Below are 18,931 nucleotides of genomic sequence, written 5' to 3'. Positions count from 1 at the left end.
CTCCCGGCGCCCACGCTCCGCCGGGGACATCCCCGAGCTCCCCATACAACGGTTATGCCCCTATATGACACACCGTCAATCGGACCCGGAAACCTCAGTAGCCTGTGGGCGCGACGACAACGGCGTGTAGCTCAGCAGTAGAGCACCGGACTTCGGATCCGGAGGGCGCGGGGGCAGCACCCGCCATGCCGGCTATGAACGACAACGATAAGCAGCGCGCGGGGACTTCACCCGCGACCGTCGACCACGGACATCTCGATCGGCAATTGGCCCGAGCACTGCGGACCGCCGCGAGCCACGAGGACGCGGACACTCGCGAACGCGCCGAGCGCCGGGTCGAGCGTTGGCGTCGGGTATTGCGCGGAGTCACGAGCGGATCCCTACAGGTGGGTTCGCGTACACCGATGGCCGAGTTTCCCGCCTGGGTGACGCCCGAGGTGGTCCGCGGCGGCTTCGCCACCGGCGAGGCGAGCGCCGGCGGACCGCTGCTGCCACACGAGATCGACAGCGCGAGCCGGGTGGGCGTCCCCGCCGACCGGCGCGCCCTGTTCGAGTATCACCTCACCGACGCGGGCCTGGCCGAGCTGACCGAGGCGCTGGAGCACGGACGCTACGAGGTGGTCGTGCCCGAGGAGGCCGCGCTGCTGGTGGTGGCCTGGCTGGTGTGGGCGGGCGACCGTGCCGCCGCGCTGCGACTCCTGGACACGATGGACCCGTTCGCGGATCGGCTGCGCTTCGCGCCGCGGCCCACCTCGGCTCCGCCCCCGGATGCGTCCACGGCCTACCGGAGTACGGTCGGCCAGGCGCGCGACGAGGTCGCCAAGCGGCGGCCGAGGCGGGAGATCGAGACGATGCGCGAGGCGCTCACCGTCTGGAACCCGTTCGCGGACGAACTCCTCGCGCTGTGGCTGGACACCACCGACGTCGACTCGGGTCGGGTGTTGTCCCGCGTCCCGGACCGGGACTGGCAGCGGCGCGCGCACGACTTGCTGGCCCGGTACAAGGTGCTCGCCGCCGAACATCGGCTGTGCGGCAAGCACCGTAAGCCGAAGGAGAACCAGGCCATCCTGCGCGTCGCGCTCGCCGACACGGCGGCCGGTCGCCCGCTCGACGCGCGCCGACGCGGAATGTTGCAGCACACGGTCGACTCGATGGTGCGCCGGCGCGGCCTGCCGGGCTCGATCGGGCACGCCGAACTGCGCGAGCGCCAGGCCGCTGTCGCGACGCTGCCCGCGCACCACGAACTGGCCCGGGTGGTGGTGCGACGGCTGGCCGACCTCCCGCAGGACTCCGGTACGCCGCACACCGACGCGCTGGTGGCACCGGTCACCGAGGCGGAGCAGCATCGGAGCAAGGTGCCTTCGGGCAGCGAAATCCCGGCATCCATCCGACGGTTGGTCGAGCGTGCGCTGAGTGCGCCGATCGGCACGCTGATCGAGCGTGGCATCGTGCCCTCGGCCGAGGTACTGGCCCAACTGGTGCCGCAGTTGGTTGCCTCGACCACGGCTCAGGTGTATCCCGAGGCCATGTTGCGGACACTGATGGCCGCGAACCATCGAGCGTTTCGCAATCGGCGCTCGTTGTTGCTGCTGAATCTGGAGCATCAGGTCCGGATCGAGGAACTGCCCTGGGTGGAGGCGGTGTCGGGATATCACGAGGCGGGAACCGAGCCCCGGGAGAACGCCCGAACCGTGCTCGCCCACTTGGGCGAACTCGCCCTCGACGGCTTCCCGGCGACCATCCTGCCCAATCCGCTGATCAGCCAGTTGTCCGCGCTCTCCGGCAATGCCCGGTTGCGGGTGCCGTGGGTCGAGGAGTTGGCGGCGGACATCTTCATGGGCCGGTTCTCGCGGAAGTACCTGGCCGCCGCGGTGTTGGCCGGCCGACTGCTGGAGGGGTCCTTGTACGAGCGGTACTTCGACATCGACTACGCCGCGATCGGCGCCTCGGTCGGGGGCGAGGTGGATTGGCGCACGTACGACGAGGCGCCGGTCGCCCGGTTCGGCGAGCTGTGCCGGGCGCGTGGCGGCGCCGGGAGCGGTTGGTCGCCCGCGGCCAACGGCACGGTGATCGAGCAGTCGCAGATCCTGACCACACACAACCTGGCGGCACTGGCCGGCCCGGTCGAGGCGGCACCGAACTGGCCGGACCTGGCCCGGCGTTCGTTCACGATCGGGTGCTGGCTGACGGCTCGCGTGCAGGGCAACCCGAGACCGCTGAGCACGATCAAGGACGTGGCCTACGGGTGGCGGCAGACGGTGTTCCACCTGTCGATGTGCACCGAGACCGAGCGGGCCGAGACGTTGTCCTGGCTGGACACGGAGGCGATCCGACACCCGAGCCACGTGCGGAAGCGGCTGGCTCCGGTGCTGTACGGGCTGCACGCGGTCGCCGCCGGCGGCCGATTCAACGCCCGCGGCGAGTTGCAGAACGGGGCGGGCCGACGCCTGGTGGGGTGGGCCCCCGGCGGGCATTGGATGGCGGCGAGGCAGTAGCCGGTCCCCGCGGTGCGTCCGGTGGCCGCGGTGCGTCCGGTGGTCGCCGGCGTTGTCGAGCCGGGTCAGCGGACCCGGATTCCGTCGCGCCACACGCCTCGGATGCGCCGGTCCAGCGCGGTCGGGTCGAGGGTGGTGTCGGCGAGCAGGACCAGGTCGGCGCGTTTGCCGACGGCGATCTCGCCCCGGTCGTCGGCGAGGCCGAGCAGCCGCGCCGCGTCGTGGGTGGCCGCGCGGAAGGCGCCGGCGACGCCGAGTCCGACTCGGGACAGGTGCTCGATCTCGCGGAGCACCTCGGTATGTGGCCGCACCGGGTTGTCGCTGCCCATCGCGATCGGGACACCCGCCTCGATCGCCAGGCCGACAGCGTGCCGGTGGGCCTCGGCCGCGCCCTCGGGCGCCCCCGCGGGGTCGGTCTGCGTACACGACAGCGTCGGCACCAGCCAGGTCCCGTGCTCGGCCATCGCGTCCACCGCCGCATCGTCGAGCCAGGTGCCGTGTTCGACGCTGCGTGCGCCCGCGCGGGCCGCGAGTTCCGCCGCCCGTGCCCCGTGCGCGTGCGCCATGACGCCGCGTCCGCCGAGCCGGGCGGCCTCGTCGACGAGCGCGGCCATCTCGCCGGCGGTGAACTGTACGTCGTGCACGCCTCGCCCGAAGGTCATCGACCCCGACGGCGTCGCCTTGATCCGGTCCGCCCCGGCCCGCACCATGCGCCGCACCACGGCACGCGCGGCATCCGGGCCGTCGAAGACGGGGTCGGGCATGGCCGGGTCGGCGAAGAAGTCCACCGCGCCCACCCGGGGCGTCCAGTGGTCGCCGATCCCGCCGGTGGTACACACCTGCCGCACGCTGATCAACACCTGCGGTCCCTCGACCCACCCCCGCTCGACCGCCATCCGCACGCCCGCATCGGCACCCCAGGCATCGCGCACCGTGGTCACCCCGAGCCGCAACAGCGTTCGCAGTACCGGAACCGCCGACAACGGCCGCACCGAGCGCGGCAGTCCGAACGGATCCCGCAACGTCTGAGTCAAACACACGTGCGTATGACAGTCGATGAAGCCGGGGAGCACCAACCGCCCCGCGCAGTCGACTGCTTCGTCCCCGTCGAGGCCGGTCCCGACCGCGACGATCCGACTGCCCTCGACCGCGACATCGGCCGCGCCGACCTCGCCGGAGCGTACGTCCAACACCGATCCGCCCCGCAACACCACACGTCCCATGTGCCCATCCTCCCGCGCCCGGGACACCCAGCAGCCGCTCACGGCCGTCGCGAGGCAGGAGCGAGGTCGGGCAGGTCGCGACCGAGGTGACCGAAGACGGCGTCACACGCCCGGCCGGGGTCGAACTCCGGGCCCACCGGCGAAACGTGCGACTTCGGGTCGTCGAGCGAGCGGCGGATCCGGCGGCGGGGCGGACTTCCGAGGCGGCCGATCGATGTAAAGAAAACTAGACCTTGTGTCAGTGTTGCTTTACATTGCTCTTGTCCGCATGGCTTTGCATCCATGTCCACCGTGATCGAGTCGGGAGCCGCGGCGTGGCGTTCGAAGAGAAACGTGCCTGGATCATGGCGGTGGTCACGGTCTGCGCGTACGCGACCTACCTCGCCGTCGTGCTCGGGCGAGCGGGCGACAGTCCACTCGCCGAGGTGTCGTACGCGTCGACCCTGCTGTGGAGCATCGGCGCCGCCATCGCGGCGGCGATCGTGTTGCACATCGTGGTGTCGATCGTCTCCCCCGAGGGAGCGAACCATAAGGACCAACGCGACCGGGAGATCGGCCGGTTCGCCGAGTTCGTCGGTCAATCGTTCGTCGTCGTGGGCGGCGTGGCGGCGCTGGCCATGTCGCTCGCCGAGTTCGACCACTTCTGGGTCGCCAACACGATCTACCTGGCATTCGTGCTCTCCGCGATCCTCGGCTCCGGAACCCGGATCGTCGCCTACCGCCGGGGCTTCCAACCATGGTGAAGAAGCCACCGACCCGGGTCACCAACACCATCCGTGCCCTGCGCTTCGCGCACGGCGAGATGACCCAGGCCGAACTGGCCGAGCGCGTGGGCGTCACCCGTCAAACCGTGATCGCCATCGAACAGGGCCGCTACTCGCCGTCGCTGGAGATGGCTTTCCTGATCGCCCGGATCTTCGGCGTACCACTCGACGAGGTCTTCCAATACCCGGACACAGCAAGGGAGACACCGTGAAGGCATTCGTTCAGGACGCGTACGGACCACTCGGCGTGCTGCGGCTCACCGACATCGAGCAACCCGCGGTGGGCGACGACGACGTCCTGGTCCGGGTGCACGCGGCCGGCGTCGACCCGGGCGTGTGGCATCTCGTGACCGGCCGGCCGTACCTGCTTCGGCTCACCGGCTACGGCCTGCGCGCGCCCAAAGACCGCGTCCGGGGCATGGATGTCGCGGGCACCGTGCAGGCGGTGGGCCGCAATGTGACCCGATTCGGGCCGGGTGACCAGGTGTTCGGCACCTGTCGGGGCGCATTCGCCGAGTACGCGTGCACGCCGCAGAGCAGGCTTGCCATGAAGCCGGCGAACCTCGACTCGGTCCGGGCGGCGGCGGTACCGACCTCCGCGTTCACCGCGCTCCAGGCGCTTCGGGACAGCGGGCGGGTACGGCCGGGGCAGCGCGTCCTGATCATCGGCGCGGCGGGCGGCGTCGGCACATTCGCGGTGCAACTGGCCGCCGGGGTGTTCGAGGCGCACGTGAGCGGGGTGTGCAGCACGGGCAAAGTCGACTTGGTTCGCTCGCTGGGCGCGGACGAGGTGATCGACTACACGCGCGAGGACTTCGCGGACGGGACACGGCGGTGGGACCTCATCCTGGACACCGCGGGCAATCGTCCGGTCGGGCTGCTTCGGCGAGCGCTCACCCTGACGGGGACCCTCGTCATCGTCGGCAGCGAAACGAAGGGGCGCTGGTTCGGCGGCGTCGACCGCATGCTCCGGGCGCTGGCACTGGGCCCGTTCGTACGGCATCGGCTGCGCGGTGTGGTGTCCACCGAACGGGCCGAGGACCTGGACCTGTTGCGGGAGTATGTCGAGGACGGCAGGCTCACGCCGGTCATCGATCGCACGTATACGTTTGCCGAGATCCCCGAGGCGATCCGGTACATCCATGAGGGTCATGCCCGTGGGAAGGTTGTGGCGACCGTGGCTTGAGCGGTGCGTGGGGGATGCCGGGGGATGCCGGGGGGCGTGATACGACGGTTGCTGCTCTTCGATCCGGACGACCGGGCGGTGGATCCACCGGATCATCGGGTCACCGATGTGACGGGTGCGTTCGAGATCCTGGCATCGCATCGGTCGGCGGGCCGACTGCTCCGAGTGTCCTCGACCGGCCCGGCCCCTCGTACGCTCCGTTCGCTCAAAGGCCGGTGGGTTCCTCGGCGGACGTGGCGTCCCGGTCCTGCGGCTGTGGGCCGGGGCGGCCCGGCAGGAGGAGACAGAGCGGGACAGCGGCGGCGGTGAACGCGGTGGCCCACCAAAAGGCGTTGCCGAATCCCGAGGCCAGGGTGGCGGGTGTGTGGGCGCCGGTGGAGGTGCGCTGCAGGATCATGGCGAGGAGCGCGGTGCCCGCGGAGCCGCCGATCTGCTGGGCGACGCGGCTGATGCCGGAGCCCTGGGGGATCTCCTCGGGTTCGAGTCCGACGAAGGCTGCGCCCATGATCGTGATCATGGCCGCGCCCAGTCCGATGCCGCGCACGAACAGCACGGCCATCAGCGCGGTGTTGCTGGTGGAGGCGGTGACGAAGCCGAACGGCAGGGTGGCCGCGCAGGTGAGAACGAAGGCGGCGATGGCGACCGGGCGCGGACCGAAGCGGTCCATGTAGTGGCCGGCGAACGAGCGGGAGATGAGGGTGCCCACGCCCTGCGGGATGAGGAGCAGTGCGGCGCCGAGGGCATCCTGGCCGCGTACCTGCTGCCAGTACAACGGCAGCAGCAGCATGGTGCCGTAGAGGGCCGCGCCGGACAGGAAGACCAGCACCGATGACGAGGCGAGTGCGCGATGGCGGAACAGCCTCACGTCGATCAGGGCGTCCGGTCCGCGCCGCCGCGCCCAGCCGACGTAGCCGAGCAGGAGGGCGAGCCCGACGATGAGGGGCGGGCCCGCGGTGAGGCCGGCCGGCCCCTCGGATCCGCCGATCCGGGTCAGGCCGTAGATGACCGCGGCGACGCCGGGCGAGAGCAACAGCATGCCGACGACGTCGAGGCGAGGGCGGGGACCGGGCCGGTCCTGGGGCAGGTTGCGCACGGCAAGGTAGCCGCCGACGACGCAGAAGGGCACGTTGAACAGGAAGATCCAGCGCCAGTCGCCCAGGTGCAGGATGGTGCCGCCGATCACCGGGCCGACAACCGGGCCGAGGGCTGTGGGCACGGTGATCAGGGACATGACCTTGCCGATGTTGCGACCCTTGGCCGCCTGCATGATCAGTGTGGTCATCAGCACCATCATGATGCCGCCGCCGAAGCCCTGGACCATCCGGAAGGCGATCAGACTCGGGGCGTTCCACGCCGAGGCGCACAGCAGCGACCCGGCGAGGAACACGCCCAGCGCCGCGATCCACAGGCGCTTGCCGCCCAGGGCCGCCTGGAGCCAACCGACCGCCGGCATCACGGTGGCCAGGGCCAGCAGGTAGGCGGTGCTCACCCACTGGATGGTGGCCACCGGGGTGTGCATCCGACCGGCGAGGTCGTCGATGGCGACGCTCATGATCGTGGTGTCGAAGATGACCGCGAGCGCCCCGATGATCAGGGTGAAGGTCATGCGCCGCAGGACCGGGTCGACGCGGTCCGGGTCTGCGGCAACGGATGGCGACTGAGCAGCGCCGGCGTTCATGAACGCTCCTTAAGATAATCGGTCTATCTTACGGCCGCCAGAGTAGGGCGCTAGAGTAAGATAGGCAAATCTATCTAAGGGGCGAGTTGCGGATGACCGAGCGGCGTCGTGGGGCGGCACTGGAGAAGGCTCTCCTCGATGCGGCCTGGGAAGAACTCACCGTCCACGGCTACGCCAAATTCACCATCGACGCCGTCGTCAAGCGCGCGGGCACCAGCCCGCCCGTCCTGTACCGCCGCTGGTCCGACCGCGACGAACTCGTCCGGGCCGCCATCGCCCACACCCTGAAGGAGTCCCGCCTGGACATTCCCGACACGGGAAGCCTGCGCGAGGACGTCCTCACCCTCATGCGGGAGATCAACGCCACTCGTGTCCAGCTGGCCACGGTCATGATCGCGCATCTGGCCGCCTACTATCAGGCCACCGGAACTCGCCCCAGTGACCTGACCGATCCCCTCACGACCGGGCGCAAGGAAGCTGTCGATACGCTCTTCGACCGGGCCGTCGAGCGCGGCGAGGTCAACCCGGAACACCTCACCGAGCGCATCAAGTCCCTCCCTTTCGACCTGCTGCGCCACGAATTCCTCACGACCTTCGCCCCCGCGGCCGACCACGCCCTCGAAGAGATCGTCGACACGATCTTCCTCCCCCTGGTCCGCTGACACGAAAGCGCCGAACCTCGCGCCCCGACCACGCGCTGCGCGCGGTGCCGGCGAGGTGGCCGAGGCCGGCCACCTCACCGACGGGTTCACGAAAACCGGTCCTGCCCAGGTCTCATGTTTCGTGACTCTCCGTCAGCTCGATGAGGACACGTGGCGCGGTCAGCAGTGGTCTTCGACGAAGAGCATGCGGCGACCCGGCTCGGCTCGGAACTCGTGCGCCACGTAGCGGCCCATCGGCGCCTTTCCGCCCGGGCCTTGGTACTCGCCTTTGATCCGCCCCCAGAGCGCGGGGCGTTCGGCCTCCGGCACGACCCGGGGGCTGATTCCACCCATGTCTCCCCATATGACCGGCGTGGCATGGTCCTTGACGAGCCGCCGGACGACGCGCACGTCCAGGCGCATGCGGTGGAGCACCCAGCGGATCCCTTGCTCGTCGACGAGCGTGACCGGCCCGTCCAGACCGCCGGGGCTCGCGGAAAATCGCTGCATGTGCCGAGTCTTCCAGCAATTCATGGGGTAGGGGACCCAAGTTGTGCGCCCGACGTTGCCCGCCGAAACTCCGTTTGCGTCGGTGCGAGGGGAAGCCCGGCCGGGCGCATGGCGTGTATGGCGGCACAGCGCGCCCGACCGGGCGGTCGAGAGTGCGGTCAGATCCGGCAGCAGCAGGGTGGGCCCAGGTTGGTCTTCGGGTCGCGGTCGAGGTCGGCGAGGGTCAGGACGTGCAGGTCGGCCGGGCCGCGCAAACCCGCCAGGCATCGCATGAAGCGCGGCCCGCCGTACTCCGGGGCCGCGTCGGCGAGGAACACCCAGGAAGAGGGGCCGTGTTGGGTGATCAACCACCCGCACTGCCCGTGCGCCCACTGCGTGGCGAGCAGGACGGCGACCGAGAGCCCGTGCCCCCGTTCCGCGCGGCGTGGAAGTGGCATCCCGTCGACCTCACGCACCTCCACACACGCGAGCGGACCGGCCGGGGACAGGGTGGCCAGTACCTGCAACTCGTAGGTTCGGGCCACGGAGCGGCAATAGGCGTCGGACACGAGCGAGGACGCCGCGAGCACGAGGTCGTCCCGGTGCGCATCGACGATGCCGACCTCGTCGCACACTCGCCGAACGGATGTCCGGGCCTGCGCCGCCGCTTCCGGTTCGGCGGGCAGCGCACGGAATACCACGGCGGTGTTCAGGTGCGTACCGATCACCCGGGCCTCCGCATGGGAGCCGGGCCTTCGAGGGCGCGGGTCAGGCTCGCGTGCAGCAACTCGGCACGCACGCCGTCGAGTAGCAGGTTGATCCGACCCACCGGCGCTGCGGCGGCATCGCACAACAAAAGGGGGACCGTGATGATTTCGTTGATCCTGTCGCGGACGACGGGACGGTCGGGATCGATGGCGGTGAAGCGGATGTCGGTCATGAACCACCTGAAAAAGCGTCGGTATTGCCTGACGTCTCGCCTCAAAGGCAAGCCTGCTCCGAGCCGACAGCGCCATCGGTCATCCGCAGGGTGCATACGGACATGCACGCAGCGCATACATTTGATGGGCCGGGCTCGAGTTTCTGCTTACCCTGCCCGTGCCGAGGAGGTAGTCGATGACCGGAGAACCCTGGACGACCTCGGCCGTGCGCGGTGCTTCCGCATCCGGGGACTTCGGACGTGTCATCAGGCTCGTACGTGAACACCGGCGTGTCGGGCAGGCCCAACTCGGTGAAGCGTGCGGGCTGGCCCAATCGTCGATCTCCCGCATGGAGAAGCGAGGCGCGGGCACCTACGACATGCAGATTCTGGCGAAAGCCGCAGCCCGCTTGCAGATTCCTCCAGGGCTGGTCGGCCTCGCCGACAGCGCGATCCCCACGACCGCGCGAAGGGAAGACGAACACGTGTTGCGCCGTAATTTCCTGGCCGGAGCAGTCGCGACAGTTGCGCCCCTGAACAGCGGTCCCGGCTCCGTCACGAATACCGAGGAGCAGGCGGGCAGTCTGCGGTCGGTCACAGCCGGGTTCCGCCGTCTGGACGCGACCGTCCCGGCAAGGCAGTTGATCGACCCAGTGCGTGCCCACCTACGCCTCGTGCAGGAGTTGGCTCAAGGAACCGGCGACCGTGAGCAGCGAGGGCGCCTGGCGGCAGCGGGCAGTGAACTCGCCTCCTTTGCGGCCTGGTTGTCGTGGGACATGGCGGATCTCGGATCGGCCCGGGTTTGGTACGGAACAGCGATCGGCAGCGCACGCAGAGCCGGGGACCCTGTGCTGTCCGCCTATCAGGCCGGGAGTCTGGCCCAACTCGAAGTGTCTTCGGGGAACCCGGCCGAGGCCACGGCCCTCCTTCGCGGGGCCCGCCGATCGCTCGGCCAAGGGTTGTCCGCCATCGCGGATGCCTGGCTCTCATCGCTGGAGGCCCAGGCGTTGGCGGCGTCGGGAAACGAAGTCGAGGCAGGTCGTGCGCTTGTGGCCTCCGCTTCCGCAGCGGAAAGGATCCCCGGTGAGGATCCGGCCCCGTGGCCCTGGGTGTTCGCCTTCGACGAGGCAAAGGTTGCCGCCGCCCGCATCGCCTGCGGTGTGCACCTGGGACGCCCCGACTGGGTGTTCGACGCGCTCCGGGCAGCCGAGCCGGCAATCCGCTCCGGACATGCGAAGCAACGCGCGCTGCTCATGCTCGACATCGCGGACGCACACCTGGAGAGCGGACACGTGGACACGGCTTTTGCGTGCGCTGACCAGGCGGTCGAGACCGGCATCGAGTACCGTTCCGGCCGCGTCATCGATCGTGCCCGCAGATTGCGACGGCGCGTCTCGATGACAATGCCGCCCCGTGCTGTCCGCCGGTTCGACGATCGCCTGCACGGCGTCCACATGTGACACAGGGGAGACACATGCGTATCGGGATCACCGGCCATCGTGGATTGACCGGCGACCTGGCCGAACAGGTCCGAGGCCGTTTGCGTGAACTCGTGGAACTCCGGCAGTCGGCCGAACTCGTCGGGATTTCGTGCATCGCCGACGGCCCGGACGCGTGGTTCGCGCGAGCCGTCCTGGATGTCGGGGGACGGATCGAGGTCGTCGTCCCCGCCTCCGCCTACAGGGCCGGCCTACCGGAGTGGCATCACGACGAATACGACGCGTTGTTGGGCTCGGCCTCGCAGGTCTACGAAACGGGCTTCCGGGAGTCCGGCGAGAAGGCACACATGGCGGGAAGCGAGATTCTCGTCGGCTTGGCCGAGCACTTGGTCGCGGTGTGGGACGGACAACCGGCTCGCGGATACGGAGGCACAGCCGACGTCGTCGAGTACGCACGGCGTATGGGCGTCGCGGTTCAGATCGTGTGGCCGGAAGGCGCTACTCGCGACTGAGACGCGACGAAGGACAGACGCCGCCTCGTCGATCGCTCCGGACGTTCCAGGATCCTGGCTCGACGGCGCGAGCGGACGGTGGAGGAACGGGCGACGACGGAGGCCGCCGATCGCGCCGTCAAAGCGGCGCGATCGACGGCCGAGGTGCATCCCGGAGCGCTCCGGGAGTGCCCTCTGGGTGGCCTCGGAGCGCCGCGATGCGGGATGCAGGGCCGAGGGCCGCCGCGTCACATGTTGATCATGTGGCCCGCGAGGCCGTGGATGGCTTCCTTGACGGCTTCGCCGAGGGTGGGGTGGGCGTGGATGTTGCGGCCCACCTCGTGGACGGTGAGGTCCCACTGTTGGGCCAGCGTGAGTTCGGGCAGGAGTTCGGTGACCTCGGGGCCGATCAGGTGCGCGCCGAGGAGTTCGCCGTGGGTGCGGTCGCTGATCACCTTGACGAAGCCGACCGGGTCGCCGAGGCCGTGTGCCTTGCCGTTGGCGGTGAAGGGGAACTTGGCGACCTGGACGTCGAAGCCCTGCTCGCGGGCCTGGGCCTCGGTCCAGCCGAAGCTGGCGATCTGCGGCTGGCAGTAGGTGGCGCGCGGGATCATCACGAAGTCGAGTTCCATCGTCTCGGCGCCCGCGATCGTCTCGGCGGCGATCATCGCCATCGACTCGGCCGCGTGTGCGAGCATCAGCTTCGCGGTGACGTCGCCGATCGCGTAGATGTGCGGGATGTTGGTACGACCCCGGCCGTCCACGTCGATTGCGCCGCGCTCGGTGAGTCGCACGCCGATGGTCTCCAGGCCGTAGCCGGTCACGCGCGGGGCGAAGCCGATCGCCTGGAGGACCTTGTCGGCCTCCAGGACCTGCTGCTGTCCGTCGCGGGTGACGGTGACCCGCACCTTGGCGTTCGGGTCGCTGTCGTCGATCGACTCGACCCGGGTGCCGGTCAGGATTTCGATGCCCAACCGGCGGTAGCGCTTGGCGAGCTCGGTGGAGACATCGACGTCCTCCAGCGGGACGACCCGGTCGAGGAACTCGACGATGGTCACCTTCACGCCGTAGTTGTGCAGCACGTAGGCGAACTCGACACCGATCGCGCCGGCGCCCGCGATGATGATGCTTTCCGGCAGCCGGTCGGTGAGGATCTGCTCCTCGTAGGTGACCACACGCTCGCTCAGCGAGGTGCCCGGCAGCAGGCGCGTGGTCGCCCCTGCCGCGATGACGCAGTGGTCGAACGTGACGGTCTCGACGCCGCCGGCCGTGAGCGAGACGTCCAGCGTGTGCGCGTCGGCGAACGAGCCGTGGCCGTCGTACTCGGTGATGTTGTTCTTCTTCATCAGGTAGTGCACGCCGTTGACCCGGCCGTCGGCGACCTTGCGGCTGCGCTTGAACGCGGCGTCGTAGTCGAACGTCACCGAACCCTCGACGCGGATCCCGAAGGTCCTGGCCTCCTGCGTGAAGATGTGCGCGAGTTCCGCGTTGCGCAGCAGTGCCTTCGACGGGATGCAGCCGACGTTCAGGCAGACGCCGCCCCAGTACTTCTGCTCGACGACTGCGACCCGCAGCCCGAGCTGTGCGCTGCGAACCGCTGCGGTGTATCCGCCCGGACCGGCGCCCAGGACAACGACGTCAAAGTGTGTACTCATGATCCACACGATATGCGGCCGGCGCCGATGCCGGCGCGGCGGTCGGTACATGGAACGGGCATCCGACGGGTGTGCGACGGGGTCGGTGGCGGGGTGGGCACCGACCCCGTCCGCAGGCGACCACGCGCCCGCGGCTCGTCTCGCTAGCGCACTCCCTCCCCCACCGTCGGCCGCAGCCGCCGGCCCGTCACCCGCTCCGCCCGGATCCGGATGCAGACGTCCCGGTGGTCGGCCGGCCACGGGCCCTCGGCCGCGGACGGAGCGTCCGTCGGGTCCCGATCCCGCTCCGCCGTGCCGCGGATCAGTACGCTCCAGCCGATCCGGGCCGCGTCGAGGATCTCGTCCACCTCGAACAGGACCGGGCCCTCGACCCCGGCCAGGACCGAGTCGGCGGCCGTACAGAACATCACGTCGCGGCCGAGCATCACGTAGTTGACCGGCAACACGAACGGGTCGGGTCCGTTCGGCACGGCGACCCGGCCGACCAGTTGCAAGAGCAGGTGGGCCTGACACTCCTCGTCGTTCATCTCGACCAACTCCCGTCCCGGGCCCGGACCCTGGCCCGGGGGTCGAGGCGGGACCCGGTGCGTGAAGCCGGCCGGCGAAGCGGAGAGCAGGTCGTCGACGGTGGTTTCGAGCGCGTCGGCGAGCCTGGACAGCGCGGGCGCCGACGGTGGGGTGGATCCGCTCTCGACGGAGTCGACCCATGCTCGGGGCAATCCGGTACGACGGGCCATGTCCTCCACGGAGAGCCCGAGTTCGTGGCGCCGGCTGGTCACGCGGCCGGGCAACGCATCGATGGATGGATGGACGGTACCCGCAGTCTCCTCGGTCATCCCACCAGCCCACTCTCCGCGAGCCGGTTTCGGCGGGCATTGCGCCGATCGGCGGCGCGCCCCACCGCCGACGGCATCGGACGGCGCCTCGACCGCGCGCCGGCCGCACCACAGCCGCACCACGGCCGCGCCCCCACAACGCCACTTCGCTCGCCTCGCGACGCCCGGGCCGGTCGGTTCCCGGCCGCTACACACCCACCAAACGCCGTCTCGTCCCCGACGCGCCGACTACAGACATCACCCGTCCCGCCGCGCTACGGTGCCCGAACCCGTGACCGGGCGGCCCGAGGCCCGGTCGGGGCCGGGGGTCGGGCCGGGACCCGGAGGAGCTCGTGGCTCGGGAGCTCGTGGCTCGGGAGCTCGGGAGCTCGAAACCGCAGTCGCAGTCGAAATCGCAGTCGGGGAGGCACGCGTGGGCATGTTCGCGGACGGCCGGCCGGTGGTCGAGGTGCTGGCGGAGTTGACGGCCATGCACGCCGGCGACGAACCCGGTCGGGGGCGGCCCGGAGTAGCCAATACGTTCGACTCCGGCGCAGCCTCCGTCGAAGCGGTCGCCGTCCGAGCGTTCGAGATGTACCTGCACGTGAACGGCCTGTACCCGACGTCCTTCCCGAGCGTCGCGACGCTGGAGCACCAAGTGGTCTCGGCCGTCGGCGAGATGCTGCACGCACCCGCGGGCGCGGCGGGCAGCTGGACCAGCGGCGGTACCGAGAGCTGCCTGCTGGCGGCCAAGGCGGCCCGGGACGCGCGGCCCGAAGTGGCCCGCCCGCGAATCGTGTTCGCCCGTTCGGCGCACGCGGCGTGGGCCAAGGCGGCGAAGTACTTCGGCCTCGATCCGGTGATCGTGGACATCGACCCGGTCCACATGACCGTCGATGTCGCCGCGATCGAGCGCGCGATCACCGACGACACCGTCCTGGTGGTCGCCTCGGCGCCCTCCTACGGACACGGTGTCGTGGACGCGATCCCCGAGATCGCCGCGATCTGCGCGCGGCGCGGCGTGCGCTGCCACGTGGACGCGTGCATCGGCGGCTGGGTACTGCCGTTCGCCGAACAGCTCGGACACCCCGTGCCGTCCTGGGACTTCCGGGTGCCGGGAGTGGACTCGATCTCGGTGGATTTGCACAAGTACGGATACGCCCCCAAGGGATGCTCGATCGTGCTGTACCGCACCGCGGCGCTGCGCCGGACGCAGTACTTCGTCGCGTCCGACTGGACCGGGTATCCGGTCGTCAATTCGACGATGCAGAGCTCGAAGTCCGGCGGTCTGATCGCCGCCGCGTGGGCGGTGCTTCGTCATCTCGGCGCCGACGGCTACCGCGACCTGGTCACTCGTACGCTGGCCGCCACCGCCGATCTGGTCGACGGCATCGCGAAGATCGAGGGTCTGCGCGTGCTCGGCGCACCGGCGGCGAGTCTGGTCGCGGTGACCACGGACGGCGTGCACTTCTTCGCGTTCCTGGACGAGTTGGAGCGCCTGGGATGGGCCGTTCAACCCCAGCTGTCCCAGCCCGGCATTCCGCCGACGATCCACCTCACGATGACCGCGACGCACGGCCCGCACGTACCCGAACTGCTCACCGCGCTGCGGTCGGCGGTACGGGCGGCCGGCGCGCGCGATCCGCTGCCCACTCCCGAGCAACTGCTCGCGGTCGACGAGCTCACCGCCCTCGCCGACTCCGAGGCGGGCGTGACCGCCGATGCGCTGACCGAACTCATGCTCGACGCGGGTCTGTTGACCGACGGCCGGCTGGCGCCGGTGCACGCGCTCCTGGACCACCTCCCGTCGCACCTGCGGGAGGCGGCGCTCCTCGCCTTCTTCGAGGGCCTCAACCCACCGCTGTGATTCGATTCGCCACGCTTCGCCACCCGCGACGACTCGGGCACGTTCTACCGCCGCGACCTCGGCTCCTACTAGCGTTCCCGTGACACGACAGGAGCCGGCGTCGGGTCGGTGAGCGACCTCGGCGCAGGCCGGCGAACCGGTTCGGGCGAACTCCCCACACACTCCTCCGGACGGCTCGTGTCGACGTCCCGATCACCTCGGACATCCCGCGCCCGGGACGCGCATCCACGACTCGTCAAGGAGCCTCGCCATGCCCGTGAACGCCGCCCTACTCGACGAGATCGTCGATCAGACCGCCCGACTCGTCTCGCTCGACATCTCCCGGGTCGACCCCGACGACACGTTCACGGAACTCGGAGTGGACGCGACCCTCGCGGCCGAGTTCGCGGACGTCCTGTGCGAGAGGTACGGCATCGCCGTCGAACCGACGGTGATCCTGGAACGCGCCACCCCCGGCGGCCTGGCCGAGTTCGTCGCCCAGGTCCGCGCGGGCCGCAGCGGGTGAGCGGCTCGGCGAGGACGGGTCAGCGGTCGATCCTTCCACCTGCCGCTCGGCTCGCTCGGCTCAGTGCGCCGTCGACCTCGATCAGCCAATCCAGGTTGCCGTCCGGGTCGGGGCAGACCTGGAGGCGGGTCAGGATGCGGTGCCAGGTGCCGTCCTTCCCCCACACCGTGTACCGGTGGTAGACGGTTTGCCAGGGCCCGAACCAGTCCGGCAACTCCCGCCACGAGCAGCCGTTCTCGTGTTTCCAGGCGACCGCGTCGATCATCGCGCGGTGGTCGATCCACCGGCCGCCCCGCTGCGGCGTGCGATCCGGCAACAGCGATTCCACCATCATCCACTGACTGTTCGTCAACCCACCCCAACGGCCCACACACCTCAAACGACGCATCGTCCGATCCGACACGGCTCCCGGCACTCGACCGCACGGCGCGCGTCGCCCACCCGGATCCGCCGGAGCGCGGCGCGCAGCGCGCGCCCCGGCCGTCGTCATCCGATGCCCACCCGAACTCCGCCTCGAACGTGGCTGGTTCGCCCCGTCGGTCGGGTGCGTGTTCGAGCTTGGCATGGGACGGATGCGCCCGGCTCGTACACCCGTACGCCCTGTCCGATCCGCCGGGCCGAAGGGCAGCATGTGCGGTCGTCAGGCAACAACCCGGGACCGAAAGGGAACGTGGTCACATTGGAACCGACACCATCGCGGGTCACGATCTTCCGCACCCCGTCGCACCCGCCCGGATCGGCCCATCGGCCTCCGCGCAATCCTCCCCGGGAGCTCCGATGAAGTTCCGTCGCCGGGCGGCCGCCCGTCGGACGATCCCGGTGTCCGGGTCCGAACAGTTGTTGTTCGGTGGCGCGTTGCGCTACGACATGTCCTTCACCGAGCATGAACAGCCGCTGCTGCGCGTGTCGTTTTGGGCGATGGCCCGGCAACTACCGAGCATGGTCGCGGTGGTCACACGCGCCGCCTGGACGGTGGATCGGACCGCGGTGCTCGCGCTGCTCGTGGCCGAGATCGGCCAGGGGCTCGCGGCCGGGTTGGGGCTGCTTGCCACCAATCGCGCGCTGGTGGCGCTGTTCGCCGACGTGCCGACCACCGACCGGCTGCGCGACGCCGCGCCCGCCCTGCTGTTCATCATGCTCGTCACCGCCGTGTCGGCACTGCTCGCGGCGGTCTCGGTGGGTGCGACCAGCCGGCTGGAACCGCAGGTCGAACGGGTCTGTACGGCGCGCTACTACCGGCTCGCCGCCCGGGTGGAACTCCAGGCGTTCGAGGAGGCACCCTTCCATCGCAAGCTGGACGCGGGCCGGTTCGGCACCGACTCGGTGCGGCGGATGATCGGCGCCTCGGTCGCGGTGATCAACGCCTTGGTCGGACTGGTCGCCACCGGCAGCGTGTTGACCCTGTTGAATCCGATCCTGTTGCCTTTGTTGTTCCTGGTCGCGGCGCCCAAGGGCTGGGGCGCGGTACGGTCCGCGCGTCGCCAACACGAATCGGCGCACGCCTGGCTCGAACACCGACGTGCGATCGAGATCCTCGGGCGCAGCCTGATCGAGCCGGCGCCCGCGGCCGAGGTGCGGGCACACCGTGCCGGCCGGCTGGTGCTGGACGCGTTCGAGGACATGTCCTCGACGATGGAGACCGAGCACCGCCGACTCGCGCATGCCAAGGGCGTGACCCAGGCGACCGCGTCCGCGATGTCCGGGGTCGGTGCGCTGCTGGTGTACGCGGCGTTGTGGCTACTGCTCACCGAGGGCGGCATGCCGCTGGCCGCGGGCGGTACCGCGGTGATCGCGATCCGTACCTGTACCAGCGGCCTCACCGCACTGGTCATGCAGGTCAACCGGCTGTACGAGGAATCCCTGTATCTGCGCGATCTGGAGGATGCCTGCGCCGAGTCGCAGCGGCGTGCCATCCCGACCGGCGGTCTGCCGCTGCCGCATGTCGTGGACGAGGTGCGACTGGACCGCGTCTCGTACCGTTATCCCGGCAACGACGCGCCGGCGCTGGACCGGGTAAGCCTGCGTATCCCGGCGGGCAAGGTGGTCGCGTTGGTCGGTGAGAACGGCTCGGGCAAGACCACACTGTCCAAGCTGGTCGCCGGTCTGCTGCTGCCCAGCGAGGGCACCCTGAGCTGGGGCGGCGTGGACGTCCGCGAGGCCGATCGGGACCGGATCTTCGACCGGGTGGCGGTGCTCGGCCAGGACTTTCCGCGCTGGGCGATGACCGCGCGGGCGAACGTCTTCATCGGCCGCCCCGATCGGCCGCTCGACCAGGCCCGGGTGGAGGGGTCGGTCGCCCGAGCCGATGCGAGCGACCTGGTCGGCGGGTTGCCACACGGCTGGGACACCCTGATCGTCAAGGGCTACCAACGCGGTTCGCAGATCTCCGGCGGGCAGTGGCAGAAGATCGGCAATGCCCGGACCCGTTACCGCGGCGCGCCGTTCGTGATCGTCGACGAGCCGACCTCCGCGCTGGATCCGGAGGCGGAGATCGCCGCGTTCGCCGCGCTGCGGTCGATGACCGAGGACGGGACGACGGTACTGCTGATCACCCACCGGCTGGCCGCGACCGCCACCGCCGACCTCATCTACGTGCTGGAGGACGGGCGGCTGATCGAACAGGGCGACCACGACCGCCTGATGGCGCTCGACGCGGGTCGGTATCGGGCCATGTACACGGCCCAGGCGGCGCAGTACGGCATCCGGTCGGAACCGGCCGCACCGCCCATTCCGCACGCGCGCACGGCAAAGGCGGAGAGTTGAC

The 18,931-nt window shown here is 70.1% G+C and carries 18 protein-coding genes and 1 tRNA gene; 11 read left to right on the top strand and 8 right to left on the bottom strand.

What is annotated here, in order from left to right:
• Positions 1-120 precede the first annotated feature (120 nt).
• Both A3IC_RS0133615 and A3IC_RS0133610 read left to right on the top strand, forming a co-directional pair.
• A tRNA-Arg gene (locus A3IC_RS0133615) sits at positions 121-192 on the top strand.
• A gap of 2 nt (positions 193-194) precedes the next feature.
• Entirely contained in the window at positions 195-2,495 is a 2,301-nt protein-coding gene (locus tag A3IC_RS0133610) for a hypothetical protein (protein ID WP_026219054.1), read from the top strand.
• A gap of 65 nt (positions 2,496-2,560) precedes the next feature.
• Here the strand turns inward: A3IC_RS0133610 and A3IC_RS0133605 are convergent, their stop codons facing one another.
• Positions 2,561-3,718 carry an amidohydrolase family protein gene (locus A3IC_RS0133605; protein WP_020554474.1) on the bottom strand — a complete coding sequence of 386 codons (1,158 nt, stop codon included), beginning with the start codon at positions 3,716-3,718 and terminating at the stop codon, positions 2,561-2,563.
• A 314-nt stretch (positions 3,719-4,032) separates the two neighbouring features.
• On the opposite strand from A3IC_RS0133605, the gene A3IC_RS0133600 reads away from it, so the two are divergent.
• From A3IC_RS0133600 to A3IC_RS0133590, 3 genes are read left to right on the top strand one after another with little or no spacing between them, the layout of a single operon-like run.
• A complete protein-coding gene (locus A3IC_RS0133600) occupies positions 4,033-4,461 on the top strand; it encodes a hypothetical protein (protein ID WP_020554473.1) in 429 nt (142 codons plus the stop codon).
• The gene (locus tag A3IC_RS0133595) at positions 4,455-4,694 is read left to right on the top strand and encodes a helix-turn-helix transcriptional regulator (RefSeq protein WP_020554472.1); all 240 of its coding nucleotides are present in this window, start codon (positions 4,455-4,457) and stop codon (positions 4,692-4,694) included. Before A3IC_RS0133600 ends, A3IC_RS0133595 begins: the two co-directional genes overlap by 7 nt.
• Complete coding sequence (locus A3IC_RS0133590) at positions 4,691-5,668, top strand: NAD(P)-dependent alcohol dehydrogenase (RefSeq protein WP_020554471.1); 978 nt, start codon at positions 4,691-4,693, stop codon at positions 5,666-5,668. Before A3IC_RS0133595 ends, A3IC_RS0133590 begins: the two co-directional genes overlap by 4 nt.
• Before the next feature lie 205 nt (positions 5,669-5,873).
• Here A3IC_RS0133590 and A3IC_RS0133585 read toward each other — a convergent pair whose 3' ends face one another.
• Complete coding sequence (locus A3IC_RS0133585; protein WP_026219053.1) at positions 5,874-7,346, bottom strand: MDR family MFS transporter; 1,473 nt, start codon at positions 7,344-7,346, stop codon at positions 5,874-5,876.
• Positions 7,347-7,438: 92 nt separating this feature from the next.
• Here A3IC_RS0133585 and A3IC_RS0133580 point away from each other — a divergent pair, with 92 nt between their 5' ends.
• Positions 7,439-8,008 (top strand): TetR/AcrR family transcriptional regulator, encoded by a 570-nt coding sequence (locus tag A3IC_RS0133580; protein WP_020554469.1) that lies wholly within the window; start codon positions 7,439-7,441, stop codon positions 8,006-8,008.
• 159 nt (positions 8,009-8,167) lie between these two features.
• Here A3IC_RS0133580 and A3IC_RS0133575 read toward each other — a convergent pair whose 3' ends face one another.
• From A3IC_RS0133575 to A3IC_RS0133565, 3 genes are all read right to left on the bottom strand, one after another.
• A complete protein-coding gene (locus A3IC_RS0133575; RefSeq protein ID WP_020554468.1) occupies positions 8,168-8,497 on the bottom strand; it encodes a hypothetical protein in 330 nt (109 codons plus the stop codon).
• Between the two features lie 158 nt (positions 8,498-8,655).
• Complete coding sequence (locus A3IC_RS0133570; protein ID WP_020554467.1) at positions 8,656-9,204, bottom strand: hypothetical protein; 549 nt, start codon at positions 9,202-9,204, stop codon at positions 8,656-8,658.
• Positions 9,201-9,416, bottom strand: a complete 216-nt coding sequence (locus A3IC_RS0133565) for a hypothetical protein (RefSeq protein WP_020554466.1) — start codon at positions 9,414-9,416, stop codon at positions 9,201-9,203. The genes A3IC_RS0133570 and A3IC_RS0133565 overlap by 4 nt, the downstream gene beginning before the upstream one ends.
• A 176-nt stretch (positions 9,417-9,592) precedes the next feature.
• Between A3IC_RS0133565 and A3IC_RS58005 the strand changes: the two genes are divergently transcribed.
• Together A3IC_RS58005 and A3IC_RS0133555 are read left to right on the top strand one after the other, a co-directional pair.
• A complete protein-coding gene (locus A3IC_RS58005; RefSeq protein ID WP_026219052.1) occupies positions 9,593-10,855 on the top strand; it encodes a helix-turn-helix domain-containing protein in 1,263 nt (420 codons plus the stop codon).
• 14 nt (positions 10,856-10,869) lie between these two features.
• The gene (locus tag A3IC_RS0133555; protein WP_020554464.1) at positions 10,870-11,346 is read left to right on the top strand and encodes a hypothetical protein; all 477 of its coding nucleotides are present in this window, start codon (positions 10,870-10,872) and stop codon (positions 11,344-11,346) included.
• A gap of 227 nt (positions 11,347-11,573) precedes the next feature.
• Here A3IC_RS0133555 and lpdA read toward each other — a convergent pair whose 3' ends face one another.
• Together lpdA and A3IC_RS0133545 are read right to left on the bottom strand one after the other, a co-directional pair.
• Positions 11,574-12,980, bottom strand: coding sequence for a dihydrolipoyl dehydrogenase (gene lpdA / locus A3IC_RS0133550; protein WP_026219051.1), 1,407 nt, complete (start codon positions 12,978-12,980; stop codon positions 11,574-11,576).
• A 143-nt stretch (positions 12,981-13,123) separates the two neighbouring features.
• Complete coding sequence (locus A3IC_RS0133545; protein WP_020554462.1) at positions 13,124-13,816, bottom strand: helix-turn-helix domain-containing protein; 693 nt, start codon at positions 13,814-13,816, stop codon at positions 13,124-13,126.
• Between the two features lie 418 nt (positions 13,817-14,234).
• Here A3IC_RS0133545 and A3IC_RS0133540 point away from each other — a divergent pair, with 418 nt between their 5' ends.
• Together A3IC_RS0133540 and A3IC_RS0133535 are read left to right on the top strand one after the other, a co-directional pair.
• Complete coding sequence (locus A3IC_RS0133540; protein WP_026219049.1) at positions 14,235-15,662, top strand: pyridoxal phosphate-dependent decarboxylase family protein; 1,428 nt, start codon at positions 14,235-14,237, stop codon at positions 15,660-15,662.
• A 250-nt stretch (positions 15,663-15,912) separates the two neighbouring features.
• Positions 15,913-16,167 (top strand): acyl carrier protein, encoded by a 255-nt coding sequence (locus A3IC_RS0133535; protein ID WP_020554460.1) that lies wholly within the window; start codon positions 15,913-15,915, stop codon positions 16,165-16,167.
• Between the two features lie 19 nt (positions 16,168-16,186).
• Here the strand turns inward: A3IC_RS0133535 and A3IC_RS69065 are convergent, their stop codons facing one another.
• On the bottom strand, positions 16,187-16,555 hold the full coding sequence (locus tag A3IC_RS69065; RefSeq protein ID WP_281174556.1) for a transposase: 369 nt from the start codon (positions 16,553-16,555) through the stop codon (positions 16,187-16,189).
• A 389-nt stretch (positions 16,556-16,944) separates the two neighbouring features.
• Between A3IC_RS69065 and A3IC_RS0133525 the strand changes: the two genes are divergently transcribed.
• The gene (locus tag A3IC_RS0133525; protein WP_020554458.1) at positions 16,945-18,930 is read left to right on the top strand and encodes an ABC transporter ATP-binding protein; all 1,986 of its coding nucleotides are present in this window, start codon (positions 16,945-16,947) and stop codon (positions 18,928-18,930) included.
• Position 18,931 lies beyond the last annotated feature (1 nt).

It is taken from the genome of Embleya scabrispora DSM 41855 (genome assembly GCF_000372745.1).
GTDB classification, from domain to species: Bacteria; Actinomycetota; Actinomycetes; order Streptomycetales; family Streptomycetaceae; genus Embleya; species Embleya scabrispora.
The sequence above is the reverse complement of the archived record's forward strand: the minus strand, read 5'-3'. Positions and strand labels throughout refer to the sequence as shown.